Annotated in this window: 10 protein-coding genes; 9 read left to right on the top strand and 1 reads right to left on the bottom strand. The window is 29.4% G+C overall.

The window, feature by feature from the left end; translation table 11 throughout:
• The first annotated feature begins 191 nt into the window (after positions 1–191).
• The 6 genes from JJC02_16320 to JJC02_16295 all read left to right on the top strand — a co-directional run bounded on the left by JJC02_16320 (position 192) and on the right by JJC02_16295 (position 7,216).
• Positions 192–1,250 (top strand): flippase-like domain-containing protein, encoded by a 1,059-nt coding sequence (locus JJC02_16320; protein UDN54414.1) that lies wholly within the window; start codon positions 192–194, stop codon positions 1,248–1,250.
• A gap of 251 nt (positions 1,251–1,501) precedes the next feature.
• The gene (gene fdhF / locus JJC02_16315; protein ID UDN54413.1) at positions 1,502–3,646 is read left to right on the top strand and encodes a formate dehydrogenase subunit alpha; all 2,145 of its coding nucleotides are present in this window, start codon (positions 1,502–1,504) and stop codon (positions 3,644–3,646) included.
• Positions 3,647–3,694: 48 nt separating this feature from the next.
• Positions 3,695–4,528, top strand: coding sequence for a formate dehydrogenase accessory sulfurtransferase FdhD (fdhD, locus tag JJC02_16310; GenBank protein ID UDN54412.1), 834 nt, complete (start codon positions 3,695–3,697; stop codon positions 4,526–4,528).
• Positions 4,529–4,748: 220 nt separating this feature from the next.
• Entirely contained in the window at positions 4,749–5,300 is a 552-nt protein-coding gene (locus JJC02_16305) for a 4Fe-4S dicluster domain-containing protein (GenBank protein UDN54411.1), read from the top strand.
• Positions 5,301–5,324: 24 nt separating this feature from the next.
• On the top strand, positions 5,325–6,701 hold the full coding sequence (locus JJC02_16300) for an iron hydrogenase small subunit (protein UDN54410.1): 1,377 nt from the start codon (positions 5,325–5,327) through the stop codon (positions 6,699–6,701).
• Positions 6,701–7,216 (top strand): 4Fe-4S dicluster domain-containing protein, encoded by a 516-nt coding sequence (locus tag JJC02_16295; GenBank protein UDN56445.1) that lies wholly within the window; start codon positions 6,701–6,703, stop codon positions 7,214–7,216. The genes JJC02_16300 and JJC02_16295 overlap by 1 nt, the downstream gene beginning before the upstream one ends.
• Positions 7,217–7,293: 77 nt before the next feature.
• Here JJC02_16295 and JJC02_16290 read toward each other — a convergent pair whose 3' ends face one another.
• Positions 7,294–8,577 carry a conjugated bile salt MFS transporter gene (locus JJC02_16290; GenBank protein UDN54409.1) on the bottom strand — a complete coding sequence of 428 codons (1,284 nt, stop codon included), beginning with the start codon at positions 8,575–8,577 and terminating at the stop codon, positions 7,294–7,296.
• 187 nt (positions 8,578–8,764) lie between these two features.
• Here JJC02_16290 and JJC02_16285 point away from each other — a divergent pair, with 187 nt between their 5' ends.
• From JJC02_16285 to ligA, 3 genes are all read left to right on the top strand, one after another.
• The gene (locus tag JJC02_16285; GenBank protein UDN54408.1) at positions 8,765–9,187 is read left to right on the top strand and encodes a DUF3783 domain-containing protein; all 423 of its coding nucleotides are present in this window, start codon (positions 8,765–8,767) and stop codon (positions 9,185–9,187) included.
• Between the two features lie 100 nt (positions 9,188–9,287).
• Positions 9,288–10,226 carry a phosphoglycerate dehydrogenase gene (locus tag JJC02_16280; protein ID UDN54407.1) on the top strand — a complete coding sequence of 313 codons (939 nt, stop codon included), beginning with the start codon at positions 9,288–9,290 and terminating at the stop codon, positions 10,224–10,226.
• 186 nt (positions 10,227–10,412) lie between these two features.
• Positions 10,413–12,437, top strand: coding sequence for an NAD-dependent DNA ligase LigA (gene ligA, locus JJC02_16275; protein UDN54406.1), 2,025 nt, complete (start codon positions 10,413–10,415; stop codon positions 12,435–12,437).
• Positions 12,438–12,496: the final 59 nt, after the last annotated feature.

Below are 12,496 nucleotides of genomic sequence, written 5' to 3'. Positions count from 1 at the left end.
GTGAAAATATTATATATGTCTACAAAATGTTTGTAAAATATTAATCTATATATTAAAATTTAATTTATAAATTAATATTTTTTGTAAATGACAAAATTGTAAGGTATTTTGTTATAAAATATTAAGATTCGTAGTGTATACTAATAATATAGTATTTAGTATAAATCTTGAGCAAAGGAAGGTTATCTCTGATGGATAAACTAAAGAATATTAGAAAGAGTTTACTGCAGTATACATTTTTAGTTTTGTTAATAGGTATAACAATTTACCTAGTATTTAAAACATTGGATATTAAAATGCTATCAAATGTTATAGTTATGGTAGATAAGAAGTTTTTATTCATAGGTGCTTTAGCAATAATGTGTCATATAATGCTTGAAGGAGTAGTAATGAAGATAATTATAGAAAGCACTCACAAAGTTAATATTAGATTTATTGGTTTTAAGCTAGCCATTATGGGATTTTATTATAATTTAATAACTCCTTTTGCTTCAGGAAGCCAACCAGTACAGATATATGTACTTAAAAAATGTAAAATGCCACTTAGTAAAGCAAGTGCAGTTGTTACTAATAAGTCTATTATTTTTCAAATAGTAGTTACTTTTTATTGCACAATACTTGTGTTAATGAATTTTGCCATGTTAGAAAAACAGATGAAAGTGATTATGCCTTTGGTGTTTTTAGGGATAGCTATCAATTCGTTTGTCTTAATTATGATAATATTAGTTATTTTAAATCCTCAAAAAATAAAATATTTTACGAAAATTTCTATAAAGTATTTATCAAAATTTAAATTTTTAAAATTTTTAGATAATAAGGTTGAATCTATAGAAACTTTTATAGATGATTATAGTAAAGCAATAAGTTTTTTTGCTAAGAATAAAAAAGTACTAATATCAACCATAATAGTGACTTTTATTCAATTAACTGCTTATTTTAGTGTTTCATTTTGGATATATAAAGCATTTAATCTACAAGGTTATAGTTATATATATATATTAACATTACAAGCATTTTTATATATGGCAATATCTCCAATACCAACACCTGGAAATGTAGGAGCCAATGAATTGGCGTTTTTCACTATATTCAAATCAGTATTCCCTCAACCTTTGATGGGATATGCAGTATTTTTATATGGTGGATTTATGTACTATTTGATTCTAATTGGAAGTGGAATATTTACTGTAATTACTCATTATAGAATGAAAAATAGAATTGGCAGAAATATTGTTTTAAGTGAAAACTAAATAAGTTTAAAGAAACATATATTAAGTATATTAAAAAATATGTCATAAGAACTAGAATATTTTAATTAAATGGTTGAAATATAAAGATTATTATGACATATTTTTTTTGAAACTTAAAAGGACTTGTGAGAAATTTGTTGAATTTAATAGATAGTATTGCAAAATATTTATGATTTTGCATATTATAAAAACACTCATTATCTTTAAGATAAATTTTACTTATCAGGGGATAAATTTAAGGGGGGAAATGTATGGAGAAAAAAATTTTAACAGTTTGTCCATACTGTGGAGCTGGATGTCAATTATATCTAGTCGTAAAAGATAATAAGATATTAAGAGCTGAAGCAGCTAATGGTAGAACAAATGAAGAAAGTTTGTGTTTAAAAGGTCGTTATGGATGGGATTTTCTAAATGACCCTAAAATTTTAACACCTAGGCTAAAAAAGCCAATGATAAGAAAAGAAGGTGTACTAGAAGAGGTTGAATGGGATGAGGCTATAAGTTACACAGCTTCAAGGTTAAATGAAATTAAAGAAAAATATGGTCCTGATTCTATTATGGGAACAGGTTCTGCAAGAGGACCTGGTAATGAAGCAAACTATATAATGCAAAAATTTATGAGAGCTACAATAGGAACTAATAATGTTGACCATTGTGCTCGTGTCTGACATGCGCCATCTGTAGCCGGTCTGGCTTACTCATTAGGTAGTGGTGCAATGTCTAATTCTATACCAGAGATAGAAAATGCAGATGTTTTATTTATATTTGGATATAATGGAGCAGATTCACATCCAATAGTGGCAAATAGAATAGTGAAAGCTAAAAAAAATGGTGCTAAATTAATTGTTACTGACCCTAGAGTAACTGAATCTGCAAGAATTGCTGATATACATCTACCTATAAAAGGTGGAACAAACATGGTTTTAGTAAATGCTTTTGGAAATGTCTTAATAGAAGAAGGTCTTTACAATAAAGAATTTGTTCAAAATCATACACAAGGATTTGATGAGTATAAAGAAATTGTTAAACCATATACAGCTAAATATGCTGAAAAGATTACAGGAATTCCAGAAGAGCTTATAAGAAAAGCTATGAGGGAATATGCAAAAGGTAAAAAAGCTATGATACTTTACGGAATGGGTGTCTGTCAATTTAGTCAAGCTGTTGATGTAGTTAAGGGGCTTGCATCAATTGCTCTACTTACAGGTAATTTTGGTAGAGAAAGTGTTGGAATAGGTCCTGTACGTGGACAAAATAATGTTCAAGGAGCTTGTGATATGGGAGCTCTTCCTAATGTATATCCTGGTTATCAAAATGTAACTGATGATAAGGTAAGAGAAAAGTTTGAAAAAGCTTGGGGGGTAAAACTATCTCCTAATAATGGTTATAGTTTAACTCAAGTTCCAAACTTAGTACTAAAAGAGAAAAAGCTTAAAGCTTATTATATATTTGGAGAAGACCCAGTGCAAAGTGACCCAGATGCATCAGAAGTTAGAGAAGCTTTAGATGAATTGGAGTTTGTCATTGTTCAAGATATATTTATGAATAAGACAGCACTTCACGCTGATGTTATACTTCCAGCTACTTCTTGGGGAGAGCATGAGGGAGTATATACATGTGCAGATAGAGGATTCCAGTTGATGAGAAAGGCTATAGAGCCACAAGGAGATATAAAACCAGACTGGCAAATTATAAGCGAAATTTCTACAGCAATGGGTTACCCTATGAATTATAAAAATACTAAGGAAATATGGGATGAACTTAGACAATTATGTCCAAATTTCTTAGGTGCTACTTATGAGAAGATAGAAGCTCAAGGATGTGTTCAATGGCCTTGTAAGAGCGAAAGTATGGAAGATAAAGGAACTATGTATCTATATGAAGGTCAAAAGTTTTCTACTCCTAATGGTAAAGGTAATTTGTTCGCTGCTGAATGGAGACCTCCTATGGAAGTTGAAGATGATGAATATCCATTTAGCTTATGTACTGTAAGAGAGGTTGGACACTATTCAGTAAGAACAATGACTGGTAATTGTAGAACGCTTAGTTCATTAGAAGATGAGCCAGGGCGTGTTCAAATAAATTCTAACGATGCTGAAAAATTAGGAATTGAAGATGACGAATTAGTTAGAATTAGTTCAAGAAGAGGAAGTGTAATAACAAGAGCAACAGTTACTGATAGAGTTAATGAAGGTGCAACATATATGACTTATCAGTGGTGGGTTGGAGCCTGTAATGAACTTACAATAGCAAACTTGGATCCTATATCTAAAACGCCAGAGTATAAATATTGTGCTGTTAAACTTGAAAAACTTGAAGACCAAGAATTAGCAGAGAAATGTGTAAGAGAAGAGTATCAAAGTCTGAAAGATAAAATGACAGCTACAAATATTTAGTGGCTTATTAGATTAAGAATTTATAAAAAGCAGAAAGGCTAATATTTTATGAACAATATATACTCAAAAACTAAATTACAAGAAAATAGTAAGGATAAAGTTTTTGAAAACAGTTATAGTCTAGTAGATTACAAATATTTAAATTCTTTTAATGTAGAAGTAAGTAAAATAAATGAACATGAAGTATCAACAGAGAATGAAGAAATAATAGCAGAATACCCACTTAGTTTTATTTTAAATGATAAATATGTAAACACATTTCTATGTACACCATATAATTTGAACGAACTTATAGTAGGTTTTTTGAAGACAAAAGGATATATAGAAAACAAAAAAAGCTTATTAAATATTGAGATAAATGAGAGTGAACGTTTTGCGAAAGTAACTATTCAAGAGAAACAAAAAAATAAAGATGAGCAAATTATATTTTTAAATTCACTAGACTATATAAAATGTACTCCTGTAGAGAGTAATATAAAAATAAATTATGATACGATTTACAGTATAATGGATAGAAATTTAAATTCATCCGAATTATTTAAAAATACAGGTGGGGTACATAGTGTCTCCGTATTTAATTTTGATAAAAATATAGTGACTTGTGAAGATGTAGCAAGACATAATGCAATGGATAAGGCTATTGGATTTTGTGTTTTAAATGAGATAACATTGAAAGACAAAATTATAGCCGTAAGTGGAAGAATATCATTGGAGATGATATTAAAAGCAGCTATGACTCAAATTCCTATAGTAGTATCAAAATCAGCACCAACTAATTTATCAATAGAGCTTTCTAAAAAATTAAATATAACCCTTATTGGATTTGTAAGAGGAAGACGGATGAATATTTATGCAAATCCACAGAGAGTTATTAAAAAGTGAGAATGAGTATATGTCTACTAAAAAAGAGGAGCAAAAATATTCAAAGTGTGAAATCTGTGGAGTATTAATTAATGATACTGATAAGGTGTATAATAATACATACAATTTGTGTAAAAAATGTAAGCGAAGCATAAGTATTGAGAAAATATTAAAATATATAAATATATATAATGAAAGTAACTAGAGAGTTACAAATATACAAATTGAAAGGTGGGATAATATGAAAAATAAAATAGGCTCTTTTGTAATAGCAGACCCAAACAAATGTACGGGATGTAGAGCTTGTGAAGTAGCTTGTTTTACAATGCATAATCAACATAACAATGTAGGTTATACAGTTGGAACAGTTGATATACCTGTTATACCTAGACTTTATTTAGTAAAAGGTGACACTTTCTGTATGCCAATACAATGTAGACATTGTGAAGATGCTCCTTGCTTAAACTCATGTCCACAAAAAGCTATAATCAAAGAAAATAATATTATGTCTGTAAATGAAGAAAAGTGTATAGGATGTAAAACTTGTCTTCTAGCATGTCCTTTTGGAGCTATAGACTTACTTCCACAATATGAAGATGGTAAAGAAGTGGAACAAGTAATTTTAGACGAAAATAAAAAGATAGCTTATAAATGTGACTTATGTAAAGATAATGAAAAAATAGCTTGTATAAGTGCATGTCCTCATGAAGCATTAAAACTTGTTACTCCAATAGATGACAAAAAAGCTAAGAATAGACAAGCTGCACTTAGCTTATTGTTAACAAATAAATAAAGGATACAGGGGTAGGTGACGTTTATGATAATAAATATAGATAAAGATTTATGTACTGGATGTAGAGAATGTTCAAAAGTCTGTCCAGTAAATGCTATTGAAGGTGAAGAGGGAAAGCCACAAGAAATAAATTTAGATAGATGTGTTATGTGTGGTCAATGTGTTCAAACTTGTAAATCTTATGCGTCAGTTATAGATGAAGGATTTGAGTTTTTACAAGAAAAAAAACAAGAAAGAGAGATACCAGAGTCTATAAATGAGCCTATATTTGCAGCATACAATGTATGTGATGTAGATAGGGTGAAAAAAGCTTTAAGTGACCCAAACGTATTTACTATGGTTCAATGTGCACCAGCAGTTAGAGTTGCCTTAGGAGAAGATTTTGGATATTATTTAGGATACCTAGGTGCTGGTAAAATGGCAGCAGCACTTAGAGCTTTAAATTTTGATAGAGTCTATGATACTAATTTTGCGGCAGATTTGACTATCATGGAAGAAGGCAGTGAGTTAATTAAGAGAGTAACAGAAGGTGGAACTCTTCCAATGTTTACATCTTGTTGTCCAGCATGGGTAAAGTTTATGGAAAAAAATTATCCTAAATTAACTAATCATCTCTCTTCTTGTAAATCACCCCAACAAATGGGTGGTGCAATATTTAAAACTTATGGTGCAGAAATAAATAGTGTAGATGCTTCAAAGATATTTAGTGTTTCTATAATGCCATGTACATGTAAAAAATATGAATGTGATAGAGAAGAAATGGATTCTAGTGGATATAGAGATGTAGATGTAGTGCTAACTACTAGAGAATTAGCTTATCTAATAAAAGATATGGGAATTGATTTTAAAAACTTAAGAGAAGAAAAATTTGATTCCCCTTTAGGTAGTTATAGTGGAGCTGGAACTATCTTTGGTGTTACTGGTGGAGTTATGGAAGCTGCTATAAGAACAGGTTATGAGCTTATAACTGGAGAAAGTATTCCTAATGTAGAGGTAAAACAAGTAAGAGGAGAACATGGTTTTAGAAAGTCAACTATTAAAATAGGAGATTTGAACCTAAGAGTTGGAGTAGTAAGTGGACTAAAAAATGTAATACCAGTACTTGAAGATTTGGAAAAAGGAAAGTTAGATGTAGATTTTATTGAAGTTATGACTTGTCCTGTTGGGTGTGTAAGTGGTGGTGGTCAGCCAAAAATTTTACTAGAAGAATATAAGGAATTGGCCTATGAAAATAGAACAAAGGCAACATATGTGCATGATGAACATTTAGCAGTTAGAAAATCTCATGAGAACCCTGAAATTAAAAAATTGTATGATGAATATTTAGTAGAGCCATTAGGAGAAAAATCTCATCATTTATTACACACTACGTATTGTATAGGAAAGGAAGTGGCTAAGTGATGAACTATTTTGTTATAGCAGACCCTGATAAATGCATAGGATGTAGAACTTGTATGATAGGATGTGTAGTTGCACATTCAGATGAAGATATTTTTTACAAAAATCCAGATGAAATAAATTTTAACCCAAAACTTTCTGTCATAAAGACAAAGGAAGTCAGTGCTCCAATACAGTGTAGACATTGTGAAGATGCTCCTTGTGTAAAGGCATGTCCAAATGGTGGTATAGTTAGGGTTGGGAATACAATAAAAATAAATGAAGAAAATTGTATAGGATGTAAGACTTGTATGTTAGCATGTCCTATAGGTGCAATAGACATAGTTACATTAAAAGATGTAGATGAAGGAAAGCTTTGTTTTAGAGAAAGAATGACAGCAAATAAGTGTGATTTTTGTATAGAATCGCCAGAAGGACCTGCATGTGTAAATGTCTGTCCAACTAAGGCATTTACTATAGTTAAGGATGAGGATATAGATAGTAAAGTTAAAAATAAGAGAAAACTAGCTATACTATAATATAAAAAAGATGGAGTTTTATTTATGATTAAAAGCTCCATCTTTTTTATTATAATATTTATATATCTAAAAATCAATTATTGCATTAGTTTATCTAATCTTTCTTTATTCAATTTTTTCATTCCTATAGAAGTTACAATAAGTAAAGTATAGGCAATTATAACTGATAAAATTATAATAGACCAAGAAAATCTATATCCAAAATTATCAACTAGTAATCCAAATAATGTTGAACCTAATGCAAATCCTACTGCAAAAATTAATTGTACGATTCCATATATGCTACCAAACTCCTTTTGCCCAAAGAAAGTGCCAGTTAAATAAGCAGGTCCAATCATATAAGCAAATACAGAAAGTCCTTTCAATATAGCAAACACAAATGCAAAAGCAGAAGATTTATCTACAAATAGTAGCGATAAAGTTGCTATAAGCACCAATATAAAAGATATAATAAGTGGTTTTATTTGACCAAATTTGTCAAACAATAATCCTCCAAATAAATTACCAATGAGAGCAAATAAAGCAAAAGTTGAGCCTATTGTCCCTATTAAAATAGGATTTAAATAATTTCTAAGATAAGTTGGATATTGTACAGATAATGATGAAACATATATACCAACAAATACAAATCCAATTGTCATAATCCAAAAATATTTAATTTTTTTAGCTTCTTTTAATGTATAACCCCATACTGAAGGAGAAATATTGCCAGATGATTTCTCTTTTTTACCTTTAGATTTTACTTTTTCATTAGTATCTTTAGGCATCCTAAGTATGAATAATATTACAGGTATACCAACTATTAATGCTACAATTCCAAAGATTAGATAAGAACGACTGTATCCTTGAGTTGCTAACAGGCGAACTGCAAGTGGTTGAAGAAATATACTACCAATAGAACCACCAGCAAAAGCAAAGCCTAGAGCTTTTCCTTTGCTTTCTTCATCAAACCAAGCACTTATTAAAACTGGTATTCCTATGGCAGATATGATTGTAGCACCAATTTGCACAATACATGATACAGTGTAAAATTGCCATAGTTCAGTACATATAGAAAAAGTAGCAAAAGCAATACTAGAAATTATACAACCTAATAAATATAGTATCTTAATATTGACTTTAGAAAATAATACACCTATAAAAGGTGATGCAATTGCTGAAGCGATAGTACCAATTGTAAATATTAGGGAAAAAGATGCTAAACTAAAGCCTTCTCCTTCTACAACATAACTTATAAACTGAGGCTGTATACTTGCTACAATACTAAATGGAACAGCTTGTATCAACATACAACCAAGTACTATAACCCAAACATTTGAAAAGTTTTTAATGCTAAATTTATTGTTTAGTAATGTATTCATGGTATCTCTCCTTTAGGTTATGATTTGTAGATATTAATCTAATTATTCTAATTTTATATATTAGTTTTGGATAGCCTAACTATTTAAATATAATATTGGGTATTAGTATAAAATTAACTATAAAAATTGATTATTTTAAATGTATAGGGTAAATTAAAATATATAGATAAATGAAAGGATGGATAAAATGTCATTTGAAAAAATAAATAATAATAACCTAGATAAAATACACAATAGGAAGTGTATTATGCTTGTAAATTTTAATAAAAAAGAATTATCATTAATTAAAAATGTCAGCAACTTTGCTGGAATAAGAGACCATATCATCTTAAGTGATAAAAATGGAGAGACCATAATAAGAGACATTCTAGATGGAAGTATATCAAATGAATGTGAAAACGGGATTAAGAGTAAATCTGTAATATTTAATAACACTCCAAGTACACAGGTAAATGCATTTTTAGAAGGACTAAAAAAAGTGAGAGTAAATAGACCTTTTACAGCTATGGTAACTGAGACATCTATTGATTGGACATTAAATAATTTAATAGAAAATTTAGTTCAAGAACGTAATGCTATGGCTTTAGGAAAAACAATTGAACATAAGTAAATTTGAGACATCTTCTAGTAAGTTTAACTAATGTACACCAAGTATCATATTATACTATAGAATATAAAATTTTTAATGTGAGTGGATGAAGGAGATTAAGATGAAAGTTTTATTTACAATAAATTATGGAAAAGATAAGTTTGAGAAAATAAGAGAATTAGGATATGAGGTTATACATTATTCTGAAGATAGTATTGAAAATAATGAAGATGTAAATACCGCAGATGTACTAGTTACATATAATCCTTTTAGTAGATTAGATATTTCTAAGATGAAAAATTTAAAATATATACAAACAACTAGTGTAGGTATAGACCAACTTCCAAAAGAAGAAGTATTAAAGAGAAATATTAAGATAGCAAATAATAGAGGAGGGTATAGTGTACCTATTGGTGAATCTATTGTTCTATATATTTTGGAAATCTATAAAAATAGTGCAAAGTTTTTTAAACAACAACAAAATAAAGAATGGAAGATGGATTTTTCTGTATCAGAATTGTATGGACAAAGAGCTGGATTTCTTGGAACAGGTACTATATCTTTAGAAGCAGCAAAGAGATTAAAGGCTTTTGGTCTAGAAATATGGGGTGTCAATACTGATGGGAGCAGTAAAAAATACTTTGATAAATGTTTTGCTACTGATGAGATGAGTGTTGTATTTGAAGAATGTGATATAGTTGTTGTAGCAATGCCTTCTACAAAAAGTACAGATGGAATAGTAAACAAAGATATGTTTAAACTTATGAAAGAGGGTTCTGTATTTATCAATGTAGGTAGAGGAAATACAATTAATCAGAAAGACTTAGAAGAATATATAGATAAATTTAGAGGTGTAGCATTAGATGTATTTGAAAGTGAACCTTTAGGCAAAGATAATAAGTTATGGGAGTGCGAAAATGTCATAATAACTCCTCATAATTCTTGGGTGTCTGATAAAAATAAAGAGAGAACATTTAATATGGTTTATAATAATTTGAAACATTATATAATGGAGAATAAACCTGTAGATAATGTTGTAGACATATCAAGAGGCTATTAAATATAAAAAAGTTTTAATAAAAATAAAAAACTCTTATTAGTCGTATTAGAGATACTAATAAGAGTTTTTTTGTAGTAAATTTAAAGTCAAAAAAGTGATATACTAAAAAATATATAAATAGGAAATAATTAATTATAAGGAAATTTCAAAATAATTTAATTTAAAAAATATGAAGAGGTGCAAAAAGTGAGCGTAAAAGATGAAATTAATAAACTTATAGAAAAAATAAACTACCATAATGAAAGGTATTATAATCAAGATAGCCCAGAAATATCAGACTATGAATATGATAAGTTAATGCAGGAGTTAATTTCTTTAGAAGAAGAAAATCCAGAACTAAAGAGAGTTGATTCTCCAACAAATAGGGTAGGAGGTAAGCCATTAGATAAATTCAATCAAATTGTACATAAAACTCCTATGTTGAGTTTGTCAAATGCTTTCTCAGAGCAAGACTTAAGAGACTTTGATAAGAGAGTTCAAGAATATGTAGGAGATAATGTTGAATATGTTGTTGAATTTAAAATAGATGGTCTTTCTGTAGGTCTAACTTATAATAATGGAGAGTTTGAAAAAGGAGCAACTAGAGGAGATGGAATTGTAGGAGAAGATATTTCTCAAAACCTAATGACTGTAAAAAGCATACCTCTTAAAATAAATGATAAAAAAGAATTAATAGTTAGAGGGGAAGTGTATATATCAAAGGATAATTTTAGAAAAGTAAATGAGCAACAAGAAGAACAAGAACAGCCATTATTTGCTAATCCAAGGAATCTTGCAGCAGGTTCATTGAGACAATTAGACCCCAAATTAACTGCAAAGAGACCGTTGGACATATTTGTATTTAATATGGAAAATATAGAAGATTACGATTTAGAAAGTCACAGTGAATCACTAGAGTATTTAGAAAAATTAGGATTTTCAGTAAGTCAGAGTTATAAAGTTTGTAAAAATATAGATGAAGTTATTGAACACATTGAATATTGGACAGAGAACAGAGGCAATTTAGAATATGAGATAGATGGTATGGTAATAAAAGTAAATAGTATAAAACAAAGGGACGAAATGGGATATACAGCAAAAAGTCCTAGATGGGCAATTGCGTATAAGTTTCCAGCAGAAAAGAAAAAAACTAAAATAGTAGATATAATAGTAGAAGTTGGGAGAACTGGTACAATAACGCCTTCAGCAATACTTGAACCAGTTAGACTTGCAGGTACTACTGTAAGTAGAGCTACACTTCATAATGAAGACTATATAAGAGAAAAAGATATAAAAATAAATGATATGGTATTAGTTCAAAAAGCAGGGGATATAATACCTCAAGTTTTAGAAGTTATAAAAGAAGAACGTACTGGAGATGAAATAGATTTTAAAATGCCAGAAAAGTGTCCTGTCTGTTTAGAGCCAACAATAAGACTGGAAGGAGAAGCTGCTGTAAAATGTATAAACATGTCTTGTCCAGCCCAAATAAGAAGAGGAATTATACACTTTGTATCAAGGGATGCAATGAATATAGATGGTTTAGGAGAATCTATAATTACGTTGTTATTAAATGAAAAAATAATTCAAGATGTATCTGATTTATATTATATAAAAAAGGAAGATGTAGTCGACTTAGAGAGAATGGGTGAAAAGTCTGCTGATAATTTAATAAATTCAATTGAAAAATCAAAAGAAAATGATTTATGGAGACTTATAAATGGATTGGGTATTAAATTTATAGGAGTCAAAGCAGCTAAGATACTTGCATATAACTTTAAGGATTTAGATGAAGTGATTTCTGCAACTAGTGAGCAACTAGAAGAATTAGAAGAATTCGGAAGTATAATGGCAAACAGCGTTGTCGAGTTTTTTAAGGAAGATAAAAATATGAACGTTATAAACAAGTTAAAAAAGGTAGGAGTAAATACAAAATCATTGGATAATACAGGCGAAAAAGTAGAAAAAATATTTGAAGGAATGAAAATAGTCTTGACTGGGACACTTCCTACATTAAAAAGAAATGATGCAAAAGATATGATAGAAAAAAGAGGTGGGAAAGCCACATCTAGTGTAAGTAAATCGACAACATTTGTTTTAGCAGGAGAGGAAGCTGGTTCTAAACTCACTAAAGCAAATGATTTAGGAATTAAAGTTATAGATGAAGAGAGATTTTTAGAATTATTAAATTTATCATCGAAAGAAGAAGTAAAAGCTATATTAGAGAGTTAAAAAGTCGCTTAATTTAGTAGAAAACTACTATGATTAGTGATAGAATAGTTCAGTAAGCT

Origin of the sequence: Clostridioides sp. ES-S-0054-01 (genome assembly GCA_021561035.1) — a bacterium.
Taxonomy (GTDB): domain Bacteria; phylum Bacillota; class Clostridia; order Peptostreptococcales; family Peptostreptococcaceae; genus Clostridioides.
Note: the sequence above shows the minus strand (reverse complement) of the source record. Positions and strands in the feature narration are given on the sequence as shown.

What these genes read in the sequence shown, in the direction of transcription:
- JJC02_16320 (UDN54414.1), top strand. Translation starts at nt 192, where the DNA reads ATGGATAAACTAAAGAATATTAGAAAGAGTTTACTGCAGTATACATTT.
- JJC02_16290 (UDN54409.1), bottom strand. Translation starts at nt 8,577, where the DNA reads ATGAATACATTACTAAACAATAAATTTAGCATTAAAAACTTTTCAAAT.
- JJC02_16300 (UDN54410.1), top strand. Translation starts at nt 5,325, where the DNA reads ATGATAATAAATATAGATAAAGATTTATGTACTGGATGTAGAGAATGT.
- JJC02_16280 (UDN54407.1), top strand. Translation starts at nt 9,288, where the DNA reads ATGAAAGTTTTATTTACAATAAATTATGGAAAAGATAAGTTTGAGAAA.
- JJC02_16285 (UDN54408.1), top strand. Translation starts at nt 8,765, where the DNA reads ATGTCATTTGAAAAAATAAATAATAATAACCTAGATAAAATACACAAT.
- JJC02_16295 (UDN56445.1), top strand. Translation starts at nt 6,701, where the DNA reads ATGAACTATTTTGTTATAGCAGACCCTGATAAATGCATAGGATGTAGA.
- fdhD (UDN54412.1), top strand. Translation starts at nt 3,695, where the DNA reads ATGAACAATATATACTCAAAAACTAAATTACAAGAAAATAGTAAGGAT.
- JJC02_16305 (UDN54411.1), top strand. Translation starts at nt 4,749, where the DNA reads ATGAAAAATAAAATAGGCTCTTTTGTAATAGCAGACCCAAACAAATGT.